Annotated in this window: 26 protein-coding genes; 13 read left to right on the top strand and 13 right to left on the bottom strand. The window is 63.9% G+C overall.

Translation table 11 applies throughout. The annotated features are described in order from the left end of the window. Window positions 1–45: 45 nt before the first annotated feature. The 4 genes from CMN27_RS16320 to CMN27_RS16335 form a co-directional block, all read right to left on the bottom strand. On the bottom strand, window positions 46–423 hold the full coding sequence (locus CMN27_RS16320; protein WP_293628168.1) for a DUF4810 domain-containing protein: 378 nt from the start codon (window positions 421–423) through the stop codon (window positions 46–48). A gap of 2 nt (window positions 424–425) precedes the next feature. Further along, the gene (locus CMN27_RS16325) at window positions 426–1,112 is read right to left on the bottom strand and encodes a CsgG/HfaB family protein (protein ID WP_293628170.1); all 687 of its coding nucleotides are present in this window, start codon (window positions 1,110–1,112) and stop codon (window positions 426–428) included. A gap of 274 nt (window positions 1,113–1,386) precedes the next feature. Further along, the gene (gene rsgA / locus CMN27_RS16330; RefSeq protein WP_293628172.1) at window positions 1,387–2,484 is read right to left on the bottom strand and encodes a ribosome small subunit-dependent GTPase A; all 1,098 of its coding nucleotides are present in this window, start codon (window positions 2,482–2,484) and stop codon (window positions 1,387–1,389) included. Window positions 2,485–2,554: 70 nt separating this feature from the next. After that, window positions 2,555–3,109: a DUF2058 family protein gene (locus CMN27_RS16335; RefSeq protein ID WP_293628174.1), complete on the bottom strand. Its 555-nt coding sequence runs from the start codon at window positions 3,107–3,109 to the stop codon at window positions 2,555–2,557. 179 nt (window positions 3,110–3,288) lie between these two features. Here CMN27_RS16335 and CMN27_RS16340 point away from each other — a divergent pair, with 179 nt between their 5' ends. Then, a complete protein-coding gene (locus tag CMN27_RS16340; protein WP_293628176.1) occupies window positions 3,289–4,047 on the top strand; it encodes an MBL fold metallo-hydrolase in 759 nt (252 codons plus the stop codon). Between the two features lie 6 nt (window positions 4,048–4,053). Here CMN27_RS16340 and CMN27_RS16345 read toward each other — a convergent pair whose 3' ends face one another. Further along, on the bottom strand, window positions 4,054–5,496 hold the full coding sequence (locus CMN27_RS16345; protein ID WP_293628178.1) for a sensor domain-containing diguanylate cyclase: 1,443 nt from the start codon (window positions 5,494–5,496) through the stop codon (window positions 4,054–4,056). A 223-nt stretch (window positions 5,497–5,719) separates the two neighbouring features. Between CMN27_RS16345 and CMN27_RS16350 the strand changes: the two genes are divergently transcribed. Both CMN27_RS16350 and CMN27_RS16355 read left to right on the top strand, forming a co-directional pair. Then, window positions 5,720–6,118 (top strand): hypothetical protein, encoded by a 399-nt coding sequence (locus tag CMN27_RS16350; protein WP_293628180.1) that lies wholly within the window; start codon window positions 5,720–5,722, stop codon window positions 6,116–6,118. Between the two features lie 226 nt (window positions 6,119–6,344). Beyond that, complete coding sequence (locus tag CMN27_RS16355; RefSeq protein ID WP_293628181.1) at window positions 6,345–6,776, top strand: hypothetical protein; 432 nt, start codon at window positions 6,345–6,347, stop codon at window positions 6,774–6,776. A gap of 9 nt (window positions 6,777–6,785) precedes the next feature. On the opposite strand, the gene CMN27_RS16360 is transcribed toward CMN27_RS16355, so the two are convergent. Together CMN27_RS16360 and CMN27_RS16365 are read right to left on the bottom strand one after the other, a co-directional pair. Next, on the bottom strand, window positions 6,786–7,547 hold the full coding sequence (locus CMN27_RS16360; RefSeq protein WP_293628183.1) for an ABC transporter permease: 762 nt from the start codon (window positions 7,545–7,547) through the stop codon (window positions 6,786–6,788). Further along, window positions 7,544–8,494, bottom strand: coding sequence for an ABC transporter ATP-binding protein (locus tag CMN27_RS16365; protein ID WP_293628185.1), 951 nt, complete (start codon window positions 8,492–8,494; stop codon window positions 7,544–7,546). Before CMN27_RS16365 ends, CMN27_RS16360 begins: the two co-directional genes overlap by 4 nt. 179 nt (window positions 8,495–8,673) lie before the next feature. On the opposite strand from CMN27_RS16365, the gene CMN27_RS16370 reads away from it, so the two are divergent. From CMN27_RS16370 to CMN27_RS16380, 3 genes are all read left to right on the top strand, one after another. Further along, window positions 8,674–9,045, top strand: coding sequence for a VOC family protein (locus CMN27_RS16370; protein WP_293628187.1), 372 nt, complete (start codon window positions 8,674–8,676; stop codon window positions 9,043–9,045). Between the two features lie 37 nt (window positions 9,046–9,082). Beyond that, entirely contained in the window at window positions 9,083–9,610 is a 528-nt protein-coding gene (locus CMN27_RS16375; protein WP_293628189.1) for a cytochrome b, read from the top strand. Between the two features lie 235 nt (window positions 9,611–9,845). Next, a complete protein-coding gene (locus CMN27_RS16380; protein WP_293628191.1) occupies window positions 9,846–10,031 on the top strand; it encodes a CsbD family protein in 186 nt (61 codons plus the stop codon). Window positions 10,032–10,372: 341 nt separating this feature from the next. On the opposite strand, the gene CMN27_RS16385 is transcribed toward CMN27_RS16380, so the two are convergent. The 3 genes from CMN27_RS16385 to CMN27_RS16395 all read right to left on the bottom strand — a co-directional run bounded on the left by CMN27_RS16385 (window position 10,373) and on the right by CMN27_RS16395 (window position 12,703). Further along, window positions 10,373–10,762: a hypothetical protein gene (locus tag CMN27_RS16385; RefSeq protein WP_293628192.1), complete on the bottom strand. Its 390-nt coding sequence runs from the start codon at window positions 10,760–10,762 to the stop codon at window positions 10,373–10,375. A gap of 140 nt (window positions 10,763–10,902) precedes the next feature. Next, on the bottom strand, window positions 10,903–12,075 hold the full coding sequence (locus CMN27_RS16390; protein WP_293628194.1) for an MFS transporter: 1,173 nt from the start codon (window positions 12,073–12,075) through the stop codon (window positions 10,903–10,905). A gap of 73 nt (window positions 12,076–12,148) precedes the next feature. Further along, window positions 12,149–12,703 carry a YetF domain-containing protein gene (locus tag CMN27_RS16395; RefSeq protein ID WP_293628196.1) on the bottom strand — a complete coding sequence of 185 codons (555 nt, stop codon included), beginning with the start codon at window positions 12,701–12,703 and terminating at the stop codon, window positions 12,149–12,151. A gap of 374 nt (window positions 12,704–13,077) precedes the next feature. Between CMN27_RS16395 and CMN27_RS16400 the strand changes: the two genes are divergently transcribed. The 5 genes from CMN27_RS16400 to CMN27_RS16420 all read left to right on the top strand — a co-directional run bounded on the left by CMN27_RS16400 (window position 13,078) and on the right by CMN27_RS16420 (window position 17,220). Beyond that, window positions 13,078–13,584, top strand: a complete 507-nt coding sequence (locus CMN27_RS16400) for a retropepsin-like aspartic protease (RefSeq protein ID WP_293628198.1) — start codon at window positions 13,078–13,080, stop codon at window positions 13,582–13,584. Window positions 13,585–13,668: 84 nt separating this feature from the next. Continuing rightward, entirely contained in the window at window positions 13,669–13,938 is a 270-nt protein-coding gene (locus CMN27_RS16405; RefSeq protein ID WP_293628200.1) for a DksA/TraR family C4-type zinc finger protein, read from the top strand. A gap of 72 nt (window positions 13,939–14,010) precedes the next feature. Further along, a complete protein-coding gene (locus CMN27_RS16410; protein WP_293628202.1) occupies window positions 14,011–14,214 on the top strand; it encodes a hypothetical protein in 204 nt (67 codons plus the stop codon). A gap of 110 nt (window positions 14,215–14,324) precedes the next feature. Beyond that, on the top strand, window positions 14,325–15,965 hold the full coding sequence (locus tag CMN27_RS16415) for an acyl-CoA synthetase (protein ID WP_293628204.1): 1,641 nt from the start codon (window positions 14,325–14,327) through the stop codon (window positions 15,963–15,965). Between the two features lie 91 nt (window positions 15,966–16,056). Continuing rightward, window positions 16,057–17,220 carry a lipase gene (locus CMN27_RS16420; RefSeq protein WP_293628205.1) on the top strand — a complete coding sequence of 388 codons (1,164 nt, stop codon included), beginning with the start codon at window positions 16,057–16,059 and terminating at the stop codon, window positions 17,218–17,220. Window positions 17,221–17,393: 173 nt separating this feature from the next. Here CMN27_RS16420 and bhcB read toward each other — a convergent pair whose 3' ends face one another. Next, window positions 17,394–18,344, bottom strand: a complete 951-nt coding sequence (gene bhcB, locus CMN27_RS16425) for a beta-hydroxyaspartate dehydratase BhcB (protein ID WP_293628206.1) — start codon at window positions 18,342–18,344, stop codon at window positions 17,394–17,396. 180 nt (window positions 18,345–18,524) lie between these two features. On the opposite strand from bhcB, the gene CMN27_RS16430 reads away from it, so the two are divergent. Both CMN27_RS16430 and CMN27_RS16435 read left to right on the top strand, forming a co-directional pair. Further along, complete coding sequence (locus tag CMN27_RS16430; RefSeq protein WP_293628207.1) at window positions 18,525–19,730, top strand: magnesium transporter; 1,206 nt, start codon at window positions 18,525–18,527, stop codon at window positions 19,728–19,730. Then, the gene (locus CMN27_RS16435) at window positions 19,727–20,275 is read left to right on the top strand and encodes a DUF427 domain-containing protein (RefSeq protein ID WP_293628208.1); all 549 of its coding nucleotides are present in this window, start codon (window positions 19,727–19,729) and stop codon (window positions 20,273–20,275) included. The genes CMN27_RS16430 and CMN27_RS16435 overlap by 4 nt, the downstream gene beginning before the upstream one ends. 23 nt (window positions 20,276–20,298) lie before the next feature. Here the strand turns inward: CMN27_RS16435 and CMN27_RS16440 are convergent, their stop codons facing one another. Together CMN27_RS16440 and CMN27_RS16445 are read right to left on the bottom strand one after the other, a co-directional pair. Further along, a complete protein-coding gene (locus CMN27_RS16440) occupies window positions 20,299–22,398 on the bottom strand; it encodes an EAL domain-containing protein (protein ID WP_293628210.1) in 2,100 nt (699 codons plus the stop codon). A 326-nt stretch (window positions 22,399–22,724) separates the two neighbouring features. Beyond that, a complete protein-coding gene (locus CMN27_RS16445) occupies window positions 22,725–23,519 on the bottom strand; it encodes an SDR family oxidoreductase (protein ID WP_293628211.1) in 795 nt (264 codons plus the stop codon). Window positions 23,520–23,606 lie beyond the last annotated feature (87 nt).

The raw sequence follows: 23,606 nt of genomic DNA on the forward strand, positions 1-23,606 counted from the left end.
GACGCGGCGATGAGGCCAAGCAGTGCGAGATAGCGGCGCATCGTGTCAGCTCCCCTTCTGGATACGTTCGATGAACGTGGTCATGAACGCCGAGGATTCCGGGTAGAGCTGGCGCTCGATCGCGAACTGTTCCGCCGCGCCGGCCTCGTTGCCCTGCATGTAGTTCATATAGCCCAGATGGGCATGCACGCCCGGTGGCACGCGTTTGCCTTCGGCTTCGCTGCGTTCGATATCGGCGCGCAGCTTCTGAGCCTGCACGCCGGGCTCGGCCGCACCCGGCTGCATGTACATCGTATAGATCAGGTTTTCGTATTCGCCCCAGCGATAGAGAGGCTCGGGCTGGGTGACACAGCCGGCCAGCAGCAATGCGCCCGCCAGCGCTGCGAGGGCGCTGCCACGCACGAATCGTGTATGAACTTTCATGCTTAGCGAACCGGCGACCAGGCGCCGTTCTCCATGGCCTGGGTGAGGTTGTTCACGGCTTCGGTGATGGCGAAGTTGAGCACCTTGCCATTGAGCGTGGCGTCGTAGCCGGCGGTGCCGCCAAAGCCGGCGACCTGGCGGTTGCTCAGCTCGTATTCGCCCGCGCCCTGTACCGAGTAGATGATTTCGGAGGTGGTGACATCGACCACGTTGAGCGCGACCTTGGCGTAGGCCACCTGGGTCTTGCCGGCACCGAGAATGCCGAACAGCTGCATGTCACCGGTGGTGCGACGGCCGAACTCGGTCACGTCGCCGGTAATTGCCACCTGGGCGCCTTTCAGGGTCTGCTGGGTGCCGCTGATCTTGGCTTCCTGGGCGATCTGGGCCATGTTGTCGCGATCGACCACGGCAAAACGGTTGGTCTGCTGCAGATGGGTCTTGAGGATGGTCTTGGCCTGGCTGCCGAGACGGTCGGTGCCATCGCTGAACAGGCCCTGCCGATAGGTGGAGCGGTTCTGGAAATTGCCCACGACCAGCACATAGCGCGGGCCGTTGTAGGCGGTGCCATAGCTGGCCACGGTTTGCGGCTGCACGCTGCGATGCGATTCGGTCGCACAGCCACCCAGCAACAACAGCCCGATGACGAGCACGCCGAATACGCGCGCCCGCGCAGAAAAACGATCAAACATGATGTATCCCCCAAGTGGGAACGGGCGCTTTGGTACGCGCTCGATTCCCGATTTCCCCATGAACAAGCCGACGGTCGCTACGGCGATCGCGGCATGCGCCGCACTATAGAACGTTTGTGCCGTGCGCCGGCAAGCGCGCCGGATAACAGTTGGTCGTAGGCGCGACAGGTCCATATGGAAACAATGGCTTGCGCAGCCGCTTGAGACAGACAGTAGACGGGGTGCGCCCAGGCGTCGGCCTGGGGTGAGCGATAACGCGCGTTACCGCGTACGCTCAGCGCGATCGTTTGCCGCGCTTGCCGGCGCCGGGCGGTTTTTTCGAGCCGGCCGCCGCCCGGGCGCTGCGCAGGGCGAGCTGGTCGGCGGCTTCGGCGATCTCGTCGCGCAGCTTTTCATAATTCGCGAATCGGGCGGCATCGAGCTGGCCGCTATCGATCGCCGCCTGAACGGCACAGCCGGGCTCGCCCATATGACGGCAATCGCGGAACCGGCATTGCATCGCGATTGCTTCGATATCGGCAAAGCCGTCTTCGACCAGGTCTTCCTCGCCGGTGGGCTTGAGCTCGCGCATGCCGGGCGTATCGATCAGGCAGGCGCCGGCCGTCAGAGCGATGAGCGCGCGGTGGGTGGTGGTATGTCGCCCGCGCGAGTCGCTGGCCCGGACCGCGCCGGTCTTCATGGTCTCGGCCCCGGTCAGGGCATTGGTGAGCGTTGATTTGCCCACCCCCGAGCTGCCCACGAGAACGGCGGTGATGCCCGGCGCGAGCCAGCGTTGCAGGCGCTCGACGCTGGCCGGGTCGGTCGCGTTGAGCGTGCATACGTCGACTTCGAGCGTGGCGAGCGCGGCTTTCGCGTTTTCCACGGCGCCGGGTTCGCGAGCCTCGGCGATATCCGTTTTCGTGAGTACCACCACCGGCCGTGCGTCGCCGCGCACCAGCAGCAGATAGCGTTCGATACGGCGCGGGTTGAAGTCGCCGTCCAGGCTGGACACGATGAAGACGATATCGATGTTCGCGGCGATGATCTGCTGGCCGTAGTGCTTGCCGGCACTGCTGCGCTTGATGGTGCTACGCCGCGGCAGCAGGGCAACGGCCTGGGCATGGGTATCGTCGCCGCCGCTCACCAGCAGCCAGTCGCCCACCGCCGGGCGCTGTTCCGAGGGCAGGCGCGGGCGCTGCCAGTCGGGCAGGGATTCGACCGCATAGCTGGTCTGGATGTCTTCGGCCACGATATAGCCGCTTCGGTGCTGTTCGACCACCCGGGCCGGGCGGGCGTTGGCATGAACCGCCTGCAGTTCGCCCCAGTCGCCGTCGCCCAGCGCGGTTTCGAACGGCCAGCCGATACGGCGCAGGGCGTTCAGATCCGCGGCCATCAGAAGCCGCCGCCCGCCGCAGCCGAAGCGGCACGCCGGCGTCTGATCGGCAGCGATGGCGCGGCCACGATTACCACATCAGGTCGTCGGGCACCTTGTAGTCGGCATAGGGATCGTCGGGGTCGGGCGTGTCATCGGCCGGTGTCGCGAGCCAGATGCGGTTGGGGATCAACGGTTGCAGTCGCTCCGCGACATCCGCGTTCACCAGCGAGGTCTTGCCCTGGTAGCGCACGATCGCCATGCGCCCCGCGGCCAGGGCCTTGCGCTGCGTATCGCTGACCATGAGCCGCTTGATCTTGCCGTTGACGTTGTAGTTGTAGGCCACGGCCTGGTCATTGTCGCCTTCGGCCGCCACCCGGTTGCGTTCGATGATCTGCACCGCTTTCTGCTGGCGTTCCTGGGCCTCGCGCTGGGCCTTGCGCTGTTCGTTGAGGCGCCGGTCGTAGTCGCGCTTGCCGGCCTCCTTGGCGGAGATTTCTTGTGCGAGCTGATCCTGCTGCTTGGCTTTCTTGGGGTCGCGGCGGGCGGCCTGGGCCTCGCGGGTCTTGTCACGGCGCGCCTTCTTGGCCTGTTTGGGCTTGGCCAGACCGGCTTGCAGCAGTTGTTCCTGCAGGGATTTCGACATCGTGCGTCTCGATACGAGCATGCGTGGCTATGCGCGCATTCTATCGAAGCCGGCCGCCGCTGCGCAGCCGATGTTCGACGAACCCGCCGGTTGTCGATGCGCTATTCGGCCTTCGGCGAAAGTTAGGGCAAGCCTACGGTTTGGCGCTACGCTGTCTGTCCGTTCACGAAGGGGCCATCATGAAGACGTTCTTATCGATGCTGTCGGCCGCGGTGCTCGTGCTGGCCGCGACCACCGGCTGGGCCGCGCCGAAAGGCGAAACCCTGGTCACCACGGCCCAGGGCGATGTCACCCTCTATCGCATTCAGCACGCCAGTTTCGTGCTCGAATGGCATGGGCAGACGATCTACGTGGACCCGACCCAGGGGGCCGAGGCTTATGCCGGGCTGCCGACCGCGGATGTGGTGTTGCTCACCCATGGGCATGGCGATCATCTGGATTCGAACACGCTGAACGGGCTCGATCTGCGCAAGGCGCTGGTGATCATGCCGCAGGCCGTGGCCGACGAGATCGGCGAGCGCTTTGGCCATGCACAGACCATCATGGCCAACGGCGAGACGGTGCATACCGATGCGGGCGTGGGTATTCATGCGATGCCCATGTACCACCTGCCGCCCAGTGACGATGCTTATCACCCCAAGGGCTGGGGCAACGGCTATGTGCTGACGCTGGCCGACAAGCGCATCTATATATCGGGCGATACCCAGGGCATCGAGGAAATGCGCGATCTGGACAATATCGACGTGGCCTTCGTGTGCATGAATCTGCCCTACACCATGGATGTGGAAGAGGCGGCCGATGCGGTGGCCGACTTCGCCCCGGCCGTGGTCTATCCCTACCACTATCGGGGTCAGGACACGGAGCGGTTTCGTGAGCTGGTCAACCAGCGCGAGCCCGAGATCGAGGTCCGGCTTCGCGACTGGTATGCGCCGCGCTAGCTCGGGTCAGGCCTGGGCGACCTGATCCCGGCCCTCGCGCTTGGCGGTATACATCGCCAGGTCGGCACGCGCGACCAGCGAGCGCAGTTCTTCGCCGGGTTCGTATTCGGCCGCACCCACGCTGATGGTGCATTCGACCGTCTCCGTGCCTGGACGAATCGCACGGCTCGCCACGGCGGCACGAATGGCGTCGGCCACCCGGAGGGCGTTGGGCAGGCTGCAATCACCCAGCAGGATCAGGAATTCGTCGCCGCCCCATCGACACAGCGTGTCGGTGTCGCGCAGATGAGTTCGGCAGGTATCGGCCAGGGTATAGAGCACCAGGTCGCCGGCGGCATGGCCGTATTCGTCGTTGATTTGCTTGAAGTGGTCGATATCGATCGCCAGCAGCGACAATGGTGAATGGCTGCGCAGCGCATTCTTGCGGGACTGATCGAAGATGGCTTCGAATACGCGGCGCGTGGTGCAGCCGGTCAAGGGGTCGGTGCCGGCCATCTGTTCCAGGCTTGCCTGATAATTGCGCACCGCGACCCAGCCGATCGCGCCCACCAGCGCGGCGATGGCGATGGCAATGCCGATATTGAGCAGCAGGGCACCGAGGACGCGCGCCTCGGCCGATGACTGTGCCTGCTCGACGATCAGGTACCAGTCGAATTCGGGAATCAGCCGGCTGTTGACGTAGACGCGCCGGCCGGCGCCGTTTTCGTAACTGACCGATGCGCTGGGTGTTGCCAGAATGGTGGTGGCGATCTGGCTCATGCCCGCGCGTTCGCGCAGATTCTCGGCGCCCTCGAACCGCGGGCCACGCAGGGTGACGCGGCCTTCGCGGTCGGTCAGATAGATTTCTCGCGCATAGCGGGTCTGGTAACTGGCGATCAGCTTGGCCACGGAATCGACCGAGAGTCCGATACCGGTCACGCCGATGAAGCGGTCCTGATAGTCGGTGACCCGATAGTTGAGAAAGATGGTCAGGCGGCTCGGATCCGCCGTATCGGTATCGACGTTGATCTCGTAGGGCGTTTTGAGCTGGCGCGCGCGAAAGTACCAGGCGTCCTGGGCATCGTCGGCCGAGACCTGCTTGAGGATGCCGTTGGCGTGATAATAGTTGCGTGTCTTTTCGGATACGTAGAAGGCCGTGGTCGTGTCGTATTTGTTCTGGATCTCGCGCAGATAACGCACGATTTTCTCGGGGTCGGCCTCGCCGTCGAGGGTCCAGTCGCGCAGCAGGGTGTCATGCGCCATGAGCGACGAAATGAGCACCGAGCGCAGCAGATCCTGTTCGATTTCGGAATAGATGTTGTCGCTGGTCAGCGGCAGCGTTTCCTCGGCGATATGATCGTTGACCGATTCGCTGGCCAGGAAATAGCTGATCACGCTGGTTGCGATAAAACCGAATACGAGCGCGCCGGCCAGGGCGACCGCCAGATACACTTTCTTTTGAGCCAGCATTGTTCTTCTTGGAAAGTGGATCGGAAAATCGCGCGCTGCCGGCAAGGCAGGGCGACCACATCGCCGCGAAGGTTCGCGCTGACAGCTTAATCAGTTGTTCAAGGCTTGGGTAGCGCGCTGCGCTTGTCGGAATGTCATCGCTGCCTTATACCGTTGTTATCGGCCCGGCATGGCAAGTGCTGTATGCCGGCTCAATTTTCGTATTCACTGCCTGAAGATATCCATGAAAACAGTTGTCTTTTCGATCGCCCGTCGTGTCCGGATGGTATCGCTTTCGTTTGCTTTGATCGCATTGCTTGCCGGCTGTTCGGGTGCGCCCGATGCCGGCGATGTGCAGCCGCTGCTGGAGAAGCAGGTACGCTCCAGCCTGGAAAACGCTCAGTCGGCGATGCGGGCCCTGGGCGGCGAATCCGGGGTCGAGTTCATGCGCGCCATGGGAGCCCCCGAGCCGACCGATATCAGCATCGAGAACGTCGAGATTCTGGAATCGCGTGAACTCGAGCACGACGACTACGAACTACAGCTGCGCTACGACATCGTGGCCGGGGAGAATCGCAAGGTCGAAACGACGACCGTACGCGTCAACGAAGGCGATGACGGCTGGCGTTTATTGCCCAACTAATACCGCAAGCAAGCCGCAGAAAGCGGCTCGTGGCCAATTTGAGCCGCTGTTGGCGGGCCGTTGAAAGGTGTCAAAAAACCGCCTTGCGACAGTCATATAGGGCGGATAGGCGGCACATATTATGCATCCAACACATGAGCCAAAGCGGCTATCTTGCTGACAACATGATACAAATAGGTCTCGCTCGTTGGCGTTTCACACCTGTGACGCCGCCATGGAGGCCTCGATGATAGAGACGTTTTCGCACGATTCGCGCTGCCGCTGGTTTGGCGGTATCGCCCTCGCTCTTGCCGTATTGGGCACGTCGCCCGCACACGCCGATAGCGCCGCGACCTGGGAAACGCTCGAAGTCACCGCCACGTCGTTCACCCTGGCTGAAGAAGAAACCAAGCAGGGCAACATCGGACTCACTGCCTTCGGCGATCAGCTGGAGCCGGGCGACAAGGCGATCGCGGTATCCCGCGACCTCATCCGGCTGGGGCTGACCCATGGCACGAAAGTGCGGGTGGAAGGGCTGCCGGGCACCTACACCGTGCAGGACAAGATGCATCGACGCTGGCGCAACAAGATCGATATCCTTTTCGCCAAGCGCAAGCGTGCCCTGAAATGGGGACGCAAGAATATCGAAATCCAGTATCTGGTCGCCGGCGCGAATTGATCCGCCCCCTCAGGATTTCAGCCGATACCCGGTTTTGAAGATCCAGGCCACGACCAGCAGGCACGCGGCCAGAAATACGCCGATCATGCCCAGACTGACGAATATGTTGACGTCGGCCACGTCGTAGAAGCTCCAGCGAAAGCCGGAGACGAGATAGACGACCGGGTTGAGCAGGGTGATCTTCTGCCATATCTCCGGCAGCATATCGATCGAATAGAACGTGCCGCCCAGAAAGGTCAGCGGCGTGACGATGAGCAGCGGCACGATCTGCAGCTTCTCGAAGTTGTCCGCCCAGATGCCGATGATGAAGCCGAACAGGCTGAAGGTGATCGCGGTCAGCGCGAGAAACACCAGCATCATGAAAGGATGGGCAATACGAATATCCACGAAGAAGAATGACGTGCCGAGGATGATGAGCCCGAGCGCGGCCGACTTGGTGGCGGCAGCCCCCACATAGCTGATCACGATCTCCACATAGGAGATGGGCGCCGAGAGCAGTTCATAGACGGTGCCGATGAACTTCGGGAAATAGATGGCGAACGAGGCGTTGGAAATGCTCTGCGTCATCAGCGAGAGCATGATCAGGCCGGGCACAATGAACGCGCCGTAGCTCACGCCCTGTATTTCGGTAATCCGCGAGCCGATCGCCGAGCCGAACACGACGAAATACAGCGAGGTGGATATCACCGGCGACACGACACTCTGAAAAAGCGTGCGCCAGGTGCGGGCCATTTCGAATTTGTAGATGGCGGCAATGGCATGGAGGTTCATGCGTCGTTCCTTGTGTTGCCGGCGGTCGGCGCCTTCACCAGATCCACGAAGATCTCTTCCAGCGAACTTTGCTTGGTATCCACATCGCGCAGCCGTAGCCCGGCGTGATCGAGGTCGCGAAACAGGGAATTGATGCCGGTGCGCTTGTCGTTGGCGTTGTAGGTGTACACGAGGGCCTGGCCGGCGTCGTCGAGCTCGAGCGCGTGCGCGGACAAGGCCTCGGGCACCTGTTCGATCGGCTCTTGAAGCTGCAGGGTCAGGCGTTTTTCGCCGAGCTTGGTCATCAGCTCGTTCTTTTGCTCGACCAGCACGATCTCGCCGGCGTTGATCACGCCAATGCGATCGGCCATCTGTTCGGCCTCTTCCAGGTAGTGGGTCGTGAGAATGATGGTCACTCCGTGGGCGCGTAGCGACCGGACCACCTCCCACATGCTGCGCCGTAGTTCCACGTCCACGCCGGCGGTGGGTTCATCGAGAAACAGAATGCGCGGTTCGTGCGACAGGGCCTTGGCGATCATCACACGGCGCTTCATGCCGCCGGAGAGGGTCATGAGCATGTTGTCGCGCTTGTCCCAGAGCGACAGATCCCTGAGCACCTTTTCGATATGCGCGGAATTCCTGGGCTTGCCGAACAGCCCGCGGGAAAAGCTTACCGTGGCCCATACCGTTTCGAAGGCGTCGGTGGTGAGCTCCTGGGGGACCAGCCCGATCAGCGAGCGGGCCGCGCGGTAGTCGCTAATGATGTCGTGCCCCGCTGCCTCGACCGTGCCGCCAGTGGGATTGACGATGCCGCAGATCACGTTGATGAGCGTGGTCTTGCCCGCGCCGTTGGGCCCGAGCAGGGCGAAGATATCGCCATCGGGAATATCCAGGTTGATGCCCTTGAGTGCCTGAAAGCCCGAGTCGTAGCGCTTTTCGAGATTGCGAATCGATATGATCGAAGCCAACGTGGATCCTTGTCGTGGGCCGCCGCCCCGGTCTGGGGCACCGGCGGTGTCGAGTCCAGGCGCGTAGGTTACGGCGCTACACGCACAAGGCAAATCGCTCGCGGTGTGACGGGTAGCGCTACCGCACAGCAACCTCGTGTACGCTCGGCATGGCGTATCAAAGGCAATCGGAGAATCGAATGATCGGCTATGTGACCCTCGGCGTGAGCGACATGACCCGCGCCAAGGCGTTCTATACCCAGCTGCTCGCGGATATGGATGCCCGGGTGTTGATGGATATGGGGCGTATCTGCTTCATCGGCCAGAAGATGAGCCAGCCCATGCTCGCGGTCTGTATCCCCTACGACGAACAGCCGCACGACCCCGGCAACGGCAATATGCTCGCATTCCACCCCGGCTCGAAGGCGGCGGTCGATACGATCTATCACCAGGCGATCGAGCTCGGTGCCAGCTGCGACGGCGAGCCGGGCCAGCGTATTCCCGATCAGTTCTACGGGGCCTATGTACGCGACCCGGACGGCAACAAGCTCTGCTTCTACCATTTCGGCTGACGCGCCGGGCGTGCTGCCCGCGCGAAGGTGAAAGATCATGTCCTCATCTCCTGCCACGGGTTTTCATCCCATAGCCCGCACGTTCCATTGGCTGGTGGCCGTACTGGTGTTCGCGGTCTGGCCGCTGGGCAAGGTCATTTCCTTCGTGCGCGACGATGCCAAGACCGGCTTCTATCTCTGGCACGAATCGTTGGGCTTTCTCGTACTCTGGTTGATGCTCGCCCGCCTTTGCGTGCGTTTTCTCACGCATACGCCGGGCCATGCCGGCATGCCCCGCGCCCAGGCATGGCTTGCCGATACGGTGCACTGGGCGCTCTACCTGGCGCTAATCGCGATGCCCGTTAGCGGGTTTCTGGCCACCAATGCCCACGGTTTTCCGCTCGAATGGTTCGGCGTGCTGCCGGTGGCCAGTCCGATCGGCAAGTCGCCCGAGATTGCGCCGCTGCTGTCCGCGATCCACTACTGGCTGAGCTGGACCACCCTGGCGCTGATTGCGCTGCATCTCGCGGGCGTGCTCTTTCACCGCCTGATTCTGCGCGACAACACGCTCGAACGCATGACGTGAGCCGCGCTTCCGTCAGCCTGCTCGGCGCTGCGTGGTTGTCCGTAGTAAAACGGATACTGTCGGGAAGAGATCGGCCCCAAAGTTATTGAACGCGCAAAAGATCGTGTGCGATGCGGCAGGATCGCCGCCGTATGCATCCGCAGGCCATGCATCTCGATGTCGGCCTCGGGGTATTCGAGAATCCAACCTGCCGGTACGGCTCAAACAGTCGACCGGCTCATCAAGGAGTATTTCCATGGTTGATGATGATCGCAAGCAGGGTACAGCCGACCGCGTCAAAGGTGCCGTCAAGGAAGGCATCGGCAAGGTCACCGGCGACGAACAGAAGGAAGCCGAAGGCAAGGCCCAGCGCAAGACGGGCAAGGTTCAGGACAAGGTAGGCGAAGCCAAGGACAAGGTTCGGGACAAGCTCAAGGACTAGGGAAGCTCTGCATAACCTCTCGCGGATCGCGTTCGAGTCCTCACAGACGGTGCGGCAAGGCGTCCCGACGCAGCGCCTGCCTTACTGGCAGGTCAAGCCTGGCAACGCAGTCGCGGCGTCTGTGAGGCCGAACCCCTTGCGGGCCGGGGCTTTGCGCACGCTTGAACGGCGTCAGTGTTCGCTACCGTGCCACTTGTTATTGGCTTGGGCACGCTACGCTCTCACTTGCCTGTCAATCGCGCGCAAAGCACGCCGGCGCGACCGCGACAGGTTGTGAAGAGCTTCCCTGGTCAGGCCCGTTCTCGAACATGGCGCGCCGGGGTTTTCCCCGGCGCGTTTTTTTAGTCGCTGCCCTCGAAGGCCCGCCGACGCTGTTCGATCTTGTCGCTGAGCGGCCGCGAGTCGGACTCGAACTGGCTGCGTCGCGTTTCCAGCGAATTGGCGCGCGCGGCGTTGCTGTGGGTCACGCCGTTGGAATAGCCGGTACCGCCGGATATGCCCAGGTTGGTACGCCGGTCGCCGCCGTCGATGACCGACATATTGCCGGAGCCGGAGGTGCGGCTGTCGCCGCCGATCGCCCGATCGCTGCCGGTGATGGCACGGCCGCTGCTGCTCACCGCACGATCGCTGCCGGTTACGGCGCGTTGGCTGCCCGTGACCGCGCGTTCGGCCATGGCCGTGCCGGCAAAGCCGAGCAACACGCAGCTGAGGGCGAGAATACGAATGTTCATGCTGAACTCCAGGCCCGCAGGGCCAGTATGAGAATGGCTAGACGCCGCCTGTAGAGGACCTGCCAACCGCCGACGGCGATGGCTTGATTATGGCGCGCCTGGCCGGCGCGTACCAGAAGCCTCGGCACAGACGACACGCGCTATGCGCGTTTGGCCGCCCAGCGTGCATGGCTGATTGCGACCCCCCAGATCGCGAGGCCGCCCAGCGCCAGCAGACTGCCCACCGCGCCGGTCGAGCGAAGACCCAGGCCCGCGGCCAGTGCCAGCCCGGCGACCCACGGTCCGAGGGCGTTGGCCATGTTGAAAGCGACGTGGTTGAGCGCGGCCGCCAGGTTCTGGGCGTCGCCCGCCACATCCATCAGGCGCGTCTGCAGTACGGGCCCCAGCGCACCGCCGATACCGATACAGAACACGTCCAGGGTGATCAGCCAGGGGTCGTGGGCCACGAGCGGAAAGCAGGCCAGCGCGATGGCGCTCCAAAGCAGTATGGCTCCGGCGGTGGGCATGAGGGCACGATCGGCAAAACGCGGCAGCACCGCGTTGCCAAACGTCATGCCCAGGCCGAATACGCACAGAACGACCGGTATCCAGCGCTCGGGCATGCCGGTGACCTGTTCCAGCGTGGAGGTCACATAGGTATAGACCGCGAACATGCCGCCAAAGCCCACTGCACCGATGGCCAGCGTCAGCCAGACCGATGCCCGGGCGAGCGCCCCGAGTTCGCGCGCCGCGCTGGCATCCGGGGCGGCCCGATCGCGGGGCGCATAGATCGCGATCAGTGCGACCGCGGTCAGGGCGATGGCCGTAATCACCCAGTAACCGCTACGCCAGCCCGCGGCATGGCCGAGCCAAGTGGCCAGCGGCACGCCGACCACGGTGGCGATGGTCAGCCCCAGCATCACATAGCCCACGGCCTGGGTACGCCGCGCCGGGTCCACCACCGAGGCGGCCACCAGCGATGCCACCCCGAAATAGGCGCCGTGGGGAATGCCGGCCAGAAAACGGCACAGCATCAACGAGCCGTAGCCCGGCGCGACCGCGCTCAAGGCGTTACCCAGAGCGAATAACGACATCAGGACCAGCAGCAACGGTTTGCGGGCGACCTTCGCTGCCAGCACGGTGATGATCGGGGCGCCGAACACCACGCCCAGCGCATAGGCACTGATCAGATGGCTGGCCGTGGAGGCATCGATATCCAGCTCGCCCTGGATGAAGGGCAGCAGGCTCATGGTGGCGAATTCGGTGGTGCCGATCGCGAACGAGCCGGTGGCCAGGGCGAGAACGACGGGCAGGGCGGCTAGCTTCTGGGGCATGAAAGTTCATCCGCGAACGGGCAACGCCAGTACATCGTTTCGCCTGTGGCCGGTTTCAAGGGCGCGGCACGGTTCAATTCCGGGGCGGGGCCAGATTGGCCAGTTTGTCCGCGCCGCGCACGCGGTCGAACAGCCAGGGGTCGAGCCGGTCGCCCTGGGCGAGTACGGCACAGTCGCCCGTGGTTTCGAAGACCACGGCCAACACCTGCTCGCGGTCGGTCACGCCGGCCAGGCGCAGTTTCGAGCGCAGATCGTCTTCGGTGACCCGCGCCTCGCGCAGATTGTCGTAGAGCACCTCGGAGCCGGCCATCAGCAATAGCGGCTCGTTGTCCACCAGGTTCTGAATCGCGGAACTGGCATGGCGCGCGCGGGAAACCGCGTACTGCAGGCCGTACAGCACCGCCAGGCCGAAGGCGGCACTGAGCAGATCCGGATTTTTCGACAGGAGCGTCGAAGCGATGATCGAGCCGAAGGCGACGGTGGTCGCGAAATCGAAGCTCGACATCTTGGAAAAGCTGCGCAGCCCGGCGAGCCGGGTGAGTACGAGCAGGGCCGCATAGATACCGATAGCGGAGATGAGCACCATCACGAGCGTGGTGGCGCTGCTGGTCAGCCATTGAAGATTCATTGGCCGGATCCTTGTGTCGTGGGAAGAGAAAGCCCGGTGCATGACGACCGGCAAGGCGGGCCACCGTGCCCGCGTGCGCTGGGGGCGGCGTGGCGATACGAACCAGTCTACCCGACACCGCCATCGCGACTTTTGCACACCGACGCTGGACGAAGCTGTGGATAAGCCGTGTGCGAGTGCGCCGATCGCCCGCCCCCCAAGGCCCGGCGTTGTAATGAACAATTTTTGACCAGGCCCCTGGAGCCTTTGACGCATGCGCTCGTCGGCATCGCGGTCGGCGCCCGACGCGCCCGATGGACGAGGTTCGTTATCCTGGGTTGCAGGCGGCGCGAAACGCGCGCGGCCCTGGCCGATCGTTTTCGGAGTCGATGCCCATGTCGCAGTCACTACGCCTGCTGTACCCCGTCATGGCCACGTTCGTGCTGCTGGGCGTGCTCTGGTGGGGCTTCGATCAGCTGCTGGACAGGCGTGCCCACCCCAATCGCGGCGTCGCGGTCGGCGCCGAGGCGCCCGACCGGCTGGTGCTCGAATCCGGCCCCGGCGGGCACTACATGGTGCCGGGCGAAATCAATGGGCAGGCCGTACGGTTTCTGGTTGATACCGGCGCCAGCCATGTGGCGGTACCGGCCGATATCGCCGAGCGGCTTGGCTTGTCGCGCGGCGCCCCCATGCTCGTTGAAACGGCGGCGGGGCGCGTGCGTGCCCATGCCACGCGCCTGGGGTCGGTCCGTGTCGGTGGTTTCACCCAGTACGACGTGCGTGCATCGATCAACCCGGCGATGGAGACGGATTTCGTGCTGCTGGGCATGACCTTTTTGCGGCATGTGGATATCAGTCAGCGCGACGGGCGGCTGGTTCTGGAGCCGCCGGCGGGCCGGTGATCGAAGCCGGGTTGGTGGTCGGCCTGTTGAAAGGGCGCCGCGCATGGGTAATGCTGAATCTCTCGCAGAGCCGAGGAGCACGATATGGCAACCGGTTGGGCGCGCGAAGGCGCCGTACAGGAACAGATCGACAGTACCGTGGCCGAAGGCGTCGAACTCGCACGCTCGCGGCTGGGGCAGGCCGGCGAGAGCCTGGAATATTGCGCCGAATGCGGTGAAGAGATTCCCCAGCGCCGTCGTGAAGCCATTCCCGGCGTACAGCTCTGCGTGGCCTGCCAGGAGCAGGTCGACCAGGACCATCGCCAGAACGCCGCCTTCAACCGGCGCGGCAGCAAGGACAGCCAGCTGCGCTAGTCCTTTCGAGCTCGCGCGGCGCGAACGTTTGACCTTTCGATCATCGACTTTTAGACCATCGGCTCACGAATCATGCGTTTTATCTGTGAAATCGGCAGCGACGAACACCTGGTCGAGGCCGATACCTTCGAAGCCGCGGCCGAGGCCGCCGCACGGGCGCATGCCGACGTACGCGGCGAGGCCGGCGGCAGCTACACGGTCAAGGTCTCCGAGGCCAACGAGGCCGATTTTCCGCTGGTCAGCGGCGAGGACTATCAGGTGAGGCTGGGCGACTAGCGCCCGCAGACGCCAGCACTGCGCCCGCGCCCGGCGATTCGCCGGGCCGCGCATGGAAAAGCAGGCGGTTATGGCAGCATGGGCAGGTCATAACCGTACGAGCATTTCCCATGAGTGAGTCCAACCCCTTCGAGAGCCTGCCGCAGAACGCGGCCAACCATGCCGCGTTGTCGCCGATCAGTTTTCTGGCCTGGTCGGGCGAGGTCTATCCCGAACGTACCGCGCTGATCCACGGCGAACTGCGCCAGAGCTGGGGCGAAACCTATGCTCGTTGCCGCCGGCTGGCCAGCGCACTCGATAAACGCGGCGTGGGGGCCGGCGACACGGTGGCGATCATGGCGCCGAATATCCCGGCGACCTACGAAATGCATTTCGCCCCGGCGATGGTCGGGGCCGTGCTCAACGCGCTCAACGTACGGCTGGATGCGGCCACGCTGGCCTTCATGCTTGAGTTCGGCGAAGCGAAGATGGTGTTCGTCGATCGCGCCTTCGCGCCGGTCATGGCGGATGCCATCAGCCAGCTGGATAACCCGCCCACGGTGGTGGATATCGACGATTCGGTCTATGCGGGGGACGAAGCGCTGATCGGCGAGATCGAGTATGAAGCCTTCCTGGCCGAAGGCGATGCCGACTTCCAGTGGCGGCTGCCCGAAGACGAATGGAACGCCATCTCGCTGAACTTCACCTCGGGTACCACCGGCAACCCCAAGGGCGTGGTCTATCACCACCGCGGTGCGTATCTCAACGCCATGACCAACGCCATGGCCTGGGACATGCCCACCCATGCGGTGTATCTGTGGACGCTGCCGATGTTTCATTGCAACGGCTGGTGTTTTGCCTGGACGCTGGCAGCCAAGGCCGGCACCAACGTCTGCCTGCGCCAGGTCGCGGCCGATCCCATTATCGAGGCCATGGCCGAACACGGCGTCACCCACTACTGCGGCGCGCCGATCGTGCATTCCATGCTGGTCAACGCCGATGCACAAAAGCTTGCCGGCATCGAACAGACCGTTTACGGCCTGGTGGCCGGGGCCGCACCGCCGGCGGCGATGATCGAAGGCATGGAGCGTATCGGCTTCAAGCTCACCCATGTGTATGGCCTGACCGAAACCTACGGCCCGGCCGCGCTCTGCGCCAAGCATGAATCCTGGGACGAGGTCAGCCTGGAGGAACGGGTGCGCCTGAACGGCCGCCAGGGCGTGCGCTACCCCACCCAGGCCGCGCTGACCGTCATCGATCAGGACAGCGGCGAGATCGTGCCCCACGACGGCCAAACCATGGGCGAACTCGTATTCGCCGGCAATATCGTGATGAAGGGCTATCTGAAGAACCCGTCGGCCACCGAGGAGGCCTTTGCCGACGGCTGGTACCACACCGGCGATCTTGGCTATATCGAACCGGACGGCTATATCAAGATTGCCGACCGCGCCAAGGACGTGATCATCTCCGGCGGCGAGAATATTTCCTCGCTCGAGGTCGAAAGCGTGCTCTCGCGCCATCCGGCGGTCGCGGCCTCGGCCGTCGTTGCTCGCCCGGACGACAAATGGGGCGAAACCCCCTGTGCTTTCATCGAACTGCGCGACGGCGAGCATGCCACACAGGACGAGATCATCGACTACTGTCGCGAGCATCTGGCTCGGTTCAAGTGCCCCAAGACCGTCGTCTTCGGGCCGTTGCCGACCACGTCGACCGGCAAGGTACAGAAGTACGAACTGCGCTCGCAGGCAGGGGAGTTGAACGACTCGCCATGATTGCCTGCCGGCGCAGGCGGTGATCCATATAGGCGGATATGCGATAAGATTGTGCTCCATAAAAAAGCGTGCGAGCGCAATCGGGGAGCCCATGTATAAGAAAGCGATGTTCGTCGGCCTGTTGACCACGGGCGTGCTCGTACTGGCCGGCTGCAAGGGCGACGACGGTAGCGTCGGGCTGTCGGCTTCAGGCCAGACCGGTGGTACTGCGGCCGATAACGAGGCGTCGACTTCGGGGCCGGGCGATTCGGCCAGTGAATCAGCAGAGTCGGGCGACGCATTCGCCGGCCCGGCGCTGCAGACCGACCCGGCCGAGCTCGATCGATCGCTGAACTGCACGGCCTTTGAACATCCGGATAAACCGCCGGTGTTGCTGATCCACGGCACCACCGTGACCGGCAGCGAGCAGTTCACGACGTTCTATACGCCGCAGCTTGTCGAACGCGGTTTTGATGTGTGTATCGTCACTTACCCGGATCGCGGGCTCGGCGATATGCAGGTTTCGGCCGAATATGTGGTCTACGCCCTGCGACGGATTCATGCCGAAACCGGCCGCAAGGTCGCCATGATCGGGCACAGCCAGGGCGGGGTGATGCCGCGGTGGGCGATCAAGTTCTGGCCGTCTGCGCGGGAGGCGGTGGCGGACTTCGTCATGCTCGCCGGGGTGAATCATGGTACCGATGTGGCCCTGCCGGCCGCGCTGGCCGACAGCCTGACGACCTTGCTGGGCATTGATCGCTTGCCGCCCGGTGTCGCGCCGGCGGTGACCTACCAGTTCGCACGGAGTTCGAACTTCGTCGCCGCGCTCAATGCGGGCGATGAAACACCCGGCGAGATCGACTATACGGCGTTGTATACGCTCTATGATGAGCTGGTGCGACCGGTGGTTCCCGAGCCGACCGCCGCAGTCGACTACGAGCAGGGCAATCCGAAGGTGGCCAATATTCTTCTCCAGGACATATGCCCGGGCCATGTGTCGGAGCATTTCGTGATCGGCACGGCCGACAGCCTCGCCTTCGCACTCGCCGTAGACGCGATCAGCAACGACGGCCCCGCCAACGTCGAGCGCGCCGGCGGGGCAGCGGGGCTCTGCGGCCTGCTGCCGGTCGATCTCGCGGACATCGTTATGCCGAGCAATGCGGCGCGTCTGCTCGAAGTGGTGGCCAGCACGCTGGACGAGCCGGAGCTCGACCCGCATCTCACCGCCTCGGAGCCGCCGCTGATGCCCTACGCACAACAGTCGGCCAAGCCGTAGAGACGATCGCGCGGGCCAGGGCGTGGCCCTGTTGATCCGGCACCAGAACAGCTGACTACGTCAGCTGGTTTCCATGGCTTCAGGGCCGTTGGAGGTCGTGGCGCGCGTGCGTTCGCGCACGCGCGTTATCAGCCCGACACATCCTTTATTGACTCATCTATTTCGGGACCGGGTCAGTAAGACCAGGGCAGTCGATCGAGGTCGACGTTGCCGCCGGTGAGGATCACGCCCACGCGTTGGCCGGCAAAGCGTTCGGGATGATGCAGGATCGTGGCCAGCGGCACCGCGCATGAGGGCTCGACGATGATCTTCATGCGCTGCCAGATCAGGTGCATCGCCTCGACGATCGCCGCTTCTTCGGCCCGCAGGATCTCGTCGACCTCGTGCTGCACGATGCCCCAGTTCAACTCGCCCAGAGAAGCCTTCAGGCCGTCGGCGATGGTGTCGGGCGCATCCTCGATGAGTCGTTTGCCGGCCGCGAGCGATCGATAGGCATCGTCGGCGTTGGCGGGTTCCGCGGCGAGCACCTGCGTATGCGGCGACAGGGCACGACAGCTCAGCGCGGTACCGCCGATCAGGCCACCGCCGCCGATCGGCGCGATGACGACATCCAGCCCCTCGATGTCCTCGAGCAGCTCTTTTGCACAGGTGCCCTGGCCGGCGATCACCCGGGCGTCGTCATAGGGCGGCACAACGTTGGCGCCGCTTTCGGCAACGACGTGATCCAGGGTTTGCTGGCGGGCCGTATTGGTTGGCGTACAGAACACCACCTCGCCGCCGTAGCCGCGTACCGCCGCCACCTTCGCCCGGGGCGCGGTTTCGGGCATGACTACCGTGCAGTCGATGCCGCGACAGGCCGCCGCGCGCGCCAGCCCCATGCCATGATTGCCGCTCGAGTGGGTAGCCACGCCGCGAACGGCATCGGCGTCCTCCAGACCGAAAACGGCGTTGACCGCGCCGCGCGATTTGAAGGCGCCGGCTTTCTGAAAGTTTTCGCACTTGAAGAACAGCGTGGCGCCGGTCATCGCATCGAAGGTCGCGCTGGTAAGTACCGGCGTGCGATGAATCCAGGGGGCGATGCGCTCGTGTGCGCGGCACACGTCCTCATAGGCCGGTAATTGCATGGCTCGCTCGTGGTTTTGAGGGGCTATCCATAATGCCCAACGCTGGTGGCATAAGGGAAACACGGCGCGGGCCCGATCACGCCTGCGCCGCGTATCGTAAAACGCTTGTGCCGCAAGGCGCGCAGGCCCTAATAATGAGTGATCGTTGCTAACCACAGCCCCTGCTGTACCGAGGTTTTTGTGGCCGAATCCCAGTCTTCAGAGCCTGTTCGTGAAACGATCGACGGCCAGAGCCCCGAACAGGCGGCGCGTACGCTCGGACGCCTGCCGCCGGAGCAGATCGAAACACTGCTCGGCCAGATGCCCCACGATGAGGCGATGGCCGTGGCCGCGCAGCTGCCCGGCGTGGCCGGTACGCAGGCGAGTGAGGATGGCAGCGACGAGGCCACCGAGGCCACCGAGGCGGCCGCAGCCGAAATCGATGCCACCATCGACGAATTGCTGGAAGCGGCGCCCGCGGTGCTCGATTCCGGCAAGACCGCGGCGGAGGCGGTGGCTTTTCTGGTCCAGAGCGAGTCGGTCGCACAGATCACCTATATCTTCATCGTGGACGATGAAAAGCTGGTGGGGGTGGTGGGCATGCGCGATATCGTGCTGGCCAAACCCGGTCAGCGGCTGTCCGAGATCATGGTCCAGGCGCCCTTCGCCTTCAAAAGCGGGACCGGCGTCGATGCCGCGGTGCGCGCCGCGCTGGCCCGTCATTATCCGGTCTATCCGGTGGTCGATGACGAGGGACGGCTGCTGGGGTGTGTGCGCGGTTGGCAGTTGTTCCAGCGCGTGGTGGTCGAAGTCACCGCACAGGCGGGTGCGACGGTCGGTGTCTCGCGCGAGGAACAGGTGAGCACGTCGATTCTGGGCGCGTTTCGCATGCGCCATCCCTGGCTGCAGGTGAATCTGCTCACCGCATTCGCGGCGGCCTTCGTGGTCAGCCTGTTCGAGGACACCATCACCCAGATCGTCGCGCTGGCCGCTTTCCTGCCTGTGCTGGCAGGCCAGAGCGGCAACACCGGCTGTCAGGCGCTGGCCATCACCCTGCGCGGTATCACCCTCGGCCAGCTCGATGAATACCCGGTGCGCAAACTGCTGCGCAAGGAGATATTGCTGGGCGCCTTGAACGGCGTGGTGGTGGGCATCGTCGCCGGGCTGGCGATGTGGCTGTATGCCGCGTACTCGGGCGAGCCGAACGCCATCATGCTGGGGCTGGTGATCCTCGTCGCCATGGTGGGCGCCTGTACCGGCAGCGGCATATTCGGGGTGGTGGTGCCGCTCACGCTCAAGCGCCTGGGCGCCGATCCGGCCATGGCCAGCAGTATCTTTCTGACCACGTTCACCGATATCCTCGGCATGGGTTTGATGCTGTTTCTCGCGAGCTCGATTCTTTTGTGACCGCTACCAAAAACGAAGACGATAGCTTTGGCTGGCACTACCGAGGGGGTGAGCGTCCGCCGTTTGCCATCGAGCCGGGGCCGGGCCAGGAATCGGTCTGGGACTACCCCCGTCCGCCGGCGCTCGTGGCCTGCGACAAGCGTGTCGATGTACGTCTGGGTGGGCGGCTGATCGCCAGCACCCGGGCCGCGTTTCGTATCCTCGAAACCGCCGGTGCGCCGACCTATTACCTGCCGCCCGAGGCGGTGGACTTCGATGCGCTCATGCCTGTCGATGCCCAGAGTTTCTGCGAATGGAAGGGCATGGCCCGTTACTGGGACGTCACCGACGGCAAACGCCGTGTCGCCCGCGCGGCCTGGAGCTATCCCGACGCCGGTAATCGCTTTGCCGCCATCGCCGGCTGTGTCGCCTTTTACTGCGACCGGCTGGATTGCCGGGTGGATGGCGTCCGGGCCTTCGCCCAGCCGGGCGGTTTCTACGGTGGTTGGGTCACCCCGGACATCGTCGGCCCGTTCAAGGGCGAGCCGGGCACCCGCGACTGGTAATCTGACCCGTGGGTGTCGCGTCGCTAGACCGCGCTGGCATGGTCTTTAATCGGTACCACCTTGGTCTGTGGGGCGCGTTGTGTCAGGCGGACAAACTCATCGGCTGACAGAGCGGGGCTGAACAGATAGCCCTGTACCTGATCGCAGTGCATCTGCTGGAGCTGTACCAGCTGGCTTTCCTCTTCCACGCCTTCGGCAACCACTTCAAGGTCCATGGCATGGGCAAGGTTGATCACGGCGTCGACGATCATCCGTCCGTGCTCGCTTGGGGACGTGAGCTGGCTGATGAAGGTGCGATCGATCTTGAGCTGGTCGATCGGCAGATCGCGCAGGTAGGACATACTCGACAGTCCGGTGCCGAAATCGTCGAGCGCGATCCGAATGCCACATGCACGCAGGCCGCGCAGCGTTTTAAGCGTGGCCGCCAGTTCGGCGATGGCCGCGGTTTCCGTAATCTCGCAGATAAGGTCGTCACTCGACAGACCGAATTCGTCAAGCGTGCCCAGCAGGATGTCCGGCAGAGCCGTGTTGCGCAGGCACATGGCCGACAGGTTGAAAGCGATCGGGGGTACAACGCGGCCGGCATCCCGCCATGCCCGTACATCGCGACATATCTGCCGCAGCATGCTCATCTGCAGGTCGTTGATCTGGTTCGACTGTTCGGCGACCATGATGAACTCGCCCGGCGATAGTTTGCCGCGTACGGGATGATGCCAGCGCGCCAGCGCTTCGCAGCCGACCAGCTGACGCGTGGCGACATCATATTTCGGCTGGTAATGAGGCCGAATTTCTCCGCTGGCGATCGCGGCATTGAGTTCGTTGCGGATGACAAAGTCGCGTTCCAGCCCTGCGGTTTGTTCGAACGTAAAGAAGGCATAGCGGTCGCGGCCTGCCTGCTTCGCGTTGTGCAGAGCGATATCCGCCGACTTCATCAGGGCCGGGGCGGTCTTGCCGTCGGCGGGATAGCAGGCCAGGCCGAGGCTGGCGCTCAAGCGCGTGCGCCCGGCGCCGACCGAGCGCACGGCCGCGAGCAGCCGTTCGGATACGTGTTCCAGTGCTTCATCGCCCTGGTTCGAGACAACGATCAGCGAAAATTCGTCGCTGCCCATGCGTACGGCCGTGTCCTGAGGGCGCACGCTCTGGTACAGGGCAGCGCCAACCCGGCGCAGTATGTCGTCGCCGTAATCGTGGCCGAGGTTGTCGTTGAGCTGCTTGAAGTTGTCTACATCGAGCGCGATCAAGGCGAAGCCGCTGCCGGTGCGGGCGGCGTGCTCTATGGCCAGGTTCAAGCGCTCGCGCAGCAGCACACGATTGCCGAGATTGGTCAGCGAATCGTGCCGGTTGGCATGGCGAAGCTGATCGCTCATTCGTTCGAGGGCCGCCATATGCTCGGCTGTGCGGTTTTGCAGGCGCCGATCCAGGGCCCCGGCAACCAGCGCACATGCCAGCAGCAGCAACGCGGTATTGGTGATCAGAAACGCCAGCCAGGGCGTGCTGATCGCGGTGACGGCGCCGCACACGCTCCCGATCGGGAACTGGGCGGCCTGCATGGCCGTGTAGTGCATGCCCACGACCGCGCCGCCCAGCGCCAGGGCAGCAAGTGTCTTGTCCATGAAGCCGGATTGAGAATGGCTGAAGGCGATACGCAACGCGCCATAAGACGCAGCCAAAGCAACCCCGATGGAGACACACACCCAGAAGGGGTCATATGAGATCGCCGGGCGCATATCCATCGCGGCCATGCCGGTGTAATGCATGCCCACGATTGCGGTCGTGATAAACACGGTGCCGCTCAGGTGGTGATGCCTGTGCAGCGTGGGGGCCGTGGCCAGACGAAGCCCGAGAACGGATCCCAATACAGCCAGCAGCCACGAAGCAGCGGTGAGATCGACGCGATAACCCATTTCGATCGGCAGATCGAATGCCAGCATGCCGACGAAATGCATGGCCCAGATGCCGCTGCCCATGCTGAGCGCGCCGGCCAGCAGCCAGCCCCAGGCGGTGGCGCCCTGGGCGGCGCGGATCCGGCCGGTCAGATCCAGCGCGGTATAACCTGCGAGCACGGCTATACCGATCGATACGGAAACCAGTAGCGGATCGTGGGTGCCGGAAAGAAAAGCCATGCAGAGTCCTGGAGTGGGGCGCGCTATCGTCAGCGCCGACGCTGGATCTGCTGACTTATCGGCCGACGGTCTTTTTTTTTCAGTGCGTCCATTACGTGACCGGGCCTGCGCCGGATGACGTGCCACCAGGACGGGGGGCGTCGTGGGGCATGGGCGCGCCTGTACCGCGCGCATAGGCAACGACCCGGCCACGTGAATAGGACGGGCAGTCCTGGCTGACAAAAACCCTGCTCGATCGACGGGAATACGCAGCTTCAGGCGTGTTTTGCGGGTTTTTGTCGAACGCAAAGGCCGGCGGTTTCGCGCCGCCGGCCGTTGGCGAAGGTTCAGGCGATGCTGTCGACCACGCCGCCGTCGACGCGCAGGGCCGCGCCGGTGGTGGCCGATGCCTGTTCCGAGACGGCGTAGACCACCATGTTGGCCACTTCTTCGACCGTGGCCGCGCGCTGGATGATGGAACTCGGGCGGGCCTTCTGCACGAATTCGGCCGCCACCTGTTCCATGGACTTTCCGCTCTTTGCCTGTTGGTCGGCGAGCATATCCTGTACGCCTTCGGAGAGCGTGGGGCCGGGCAGTACGGCGTTAACGGTCACGCCGGTGCCGGCCAGACGTTTGGCCAGCCCGCGCGAAACCGACAGATTGGCGGTCTTGGTCATGCCGTAGTGCAGCATCTCGGCCGGGATATTCAGGCCCGATTCCGACGACAGGAACACCACCCGACCCCAGCCGGCCTCGACCATGGCGGGAGTATAGGCACGCGACAGGCGTACGCCGGACATGATGTTCACGTCGAAGAACTGCTGCCATTCCTCATCGGGGATGTCGTAGAAGTCCTTGGGCCCGAAAATGCCGAGGTTGTTGACCAGGATATCGACGCGCGGCTCGGCTTCGACCAGCGTCTTGCAGCCTTCGGCCGTGCCCAGGTCGGCGGCAACGCCGCGGGCATCGACACCGGGCACGTCGGCGCGAAGTCGGGCCAGGGCAGCATCCACGCGGTCGGGTTTGCGGCCGTTGACGATTACGGTGGCGCCGGCACGGGCGAGGCCGCTGGCAATGGCAAAGCCGATACCGTGTGTGGAGCCGGTAACCAGGGCGGTCTTGTGGCTGAGGTCGATCTGCATGGTAATCCTCTCGCTGTGTTGTGATGGGCCCGTCGCCCAGAAGCCGTCGGGGCGGTGTCATGTAGGCCGGAATTGGCACGACGGCAA

It is taken from the genome of Salinisphaera sp. (assembly GCF_002729955.1).
In the GTDB taxonomy this organism is placed as follows: Bacteria; Pseudomonadota; Gammaproteobacteria; order Nevskiales; family Salinisphaeraceae; genus Salinisphaera.

What these genes read in the sequence shown, in the direction of transcription:
- rsgA (WP_293628172.1), bottom strand. Translation starts at nt 2,484, where the DNA reads ATGGCCGCGGATCTGAACGCCCTGCGCCGTATCGGCTGGCCGTTCGAA.
- CMN27_RS16415 (WP_293628204.1), top strand. Translation starts at nt 14,325, where the DNA reads ATGAGTGAGTCCAACCCCTTCGAGAGCCTGCCGCAGAACGCGGCCAAC.
- CMN27_RS16440 (WP_293628210.1), bottom strand. Translation starts at nt 22,398, where the DNA reads ATGGCTTTTCTTTCCGGCACCCACGATCCGCTACTGGTTTCCGTATCG.
- CMN27_RS16410 (WP_293628202.1), top strand. Translation starts at nt 14,011, where the DNA reads ATGCGTTTTATCTGTGAAATCGGCAGCGACGAACACCTGGTCGAGGCC.
- CMN27_RS16445 (WP_293628211.1), bottom strand. Translation starts at nt 23,519, where the DNA reads ATGCAGATCGACCTCAGCCACAAGACCGCCCTGGTTACCGGCTCCACA.
- CMN27_RS16375 (WP_293628189.1), top strand. Translation starts at nt 9,083, where the DNA reads ATGTCCTCATCTCCTGCCACGGGTTTTCATCCCATAGCCCGCACGTTC.
- CMN27_RS16360 (WP_293628183.1), bottom strand. Translation starts at nt 7,547, where the DNA reads ATGAACCTCCATGCCATTGCCGCCATCTACAAATTCGAAATGGCCCGC.
- CMN27_RS16340 (WP_293628176.1), top strand. Translation starts at nt 3,289, where the DNA reads ATGAAGACGTTCTTATCGATGCTGTCGGCCGCGGTGCTCGTGCTGGCC.
- CMN27_RS16390 (WP_293628194.1), bottom strand. Translation starts at nt 12,075, where the DNA reads ATGCCCCAGAAGCTAGCCGCCCTGCCCGTCGTTCTCGCCCTGGCCACC.
- CMN27_RS16400 (WP_293628198.1), top strand. Translation starts at nt 13,078, where the DNA reads ATGTCGCAGTCACTACGCCTGCTGTACCCCGTCATGGCCACGTTCGTG.
- CMN27_RS16380 (WP_293628191.1), top strand. Translation starts at nt 9,846, where the DNA reads ATGGTTGATGATGATCGCAAGCAGGGTACAGCCGACCGCGTCAAAGGT.
- bhcB (WP_293628206.1), bottom strand. Translation starts at nt 18,344, where the DNA reads ATGCAATTACCGGCCTATGAGGACGTGTGCCGCGCACACGAGCGCATC.
- CMN27_RS16420 (WP_293628205.1), top strand. Translation starts at nt 16,057, where the DNA reads ATGTATAAGAAAGCGATGTTCGTCGGCCTGTTGACCACGGGCGTGCTC.
- CMN27_RS16325 (WP_293628170.1), bottom strand. Translation starts at nt 1,112, where the DNA reads ATGTTTGATCGTTTTTCTGCGCGGGCGCGCGTATTCGGCGTGCTCGTC.
- CMN27_RS16345 (WP_293628178.1), bottom strand. Translation starts at nt 5,496, where the DNA reads ATGCTGGCTCAAAAGAAAGTGTATCTGGCGGTCGCCCTGGCCGGCGCG.
- CMN27_RS16320 (WP_293628168.1), bottom strand. Translation starts at nt 423, where the DNA reads ATGAAAGTTCATACACGATTCGTGCGTGGCAGCGCCCTCGCAGCGCTG.
- CMN27_RS16335 (WP_293628174.1), bottom strand. Translation starts at nt 3,109, where the DNA reads ATGTCGAAATCCCTGCAGGAACAACTGCTGCAAGCCGGTCTGGCCAAG.
- CMN27_RS16355 (WP_293628181.1), top strand. Translation starts at nt 6,345, where the DNA reads ATGATAGAGACGTTTTCGCACGATTCGCGCTGCCGCTGGTTTGGCGGT.
- CMN27_RS16395 (WP_293628196.1), bottom strand. Translation starts at nt 12,703, where the DNA reads ATGAATCTTCAATGGCTGACCAGCAGCGCCACCACGCTCGTGATGGTG.
- CMN27_RS16405 (WP_293628200.1), top strand. Translation starts at nt 13,669, where the DNA reads ATGGCAACCGGTTGGGCGCGCGAAGGCGCCGTACAGGAACAGATCGAC.
- CMN27_RS16385 (WP_293628192.1), bottom strand. Translation starts at nt 10,762, where the DNA reads ATGAACATTCGTATTCTCGCCCTCAGCTGCGTGTTGCTCGGCTTTGCC.
- CMN27_RS16350 (WP_293628180.1), top strand. Translation starts at nt 5,720, where the DNA reads ATGAAAACAGTTGTCTTTTCGATCGCCCGTCGTGTCCGGATGGTATCG.
- CMN27_RS16370 (WP_293628187.1), top strand. Translation starts at nt 8,674, where the DNA reads ATGATCGGCTATGTGACCCTCGGCGTGAGCGACATGACCCGCGCCAAG.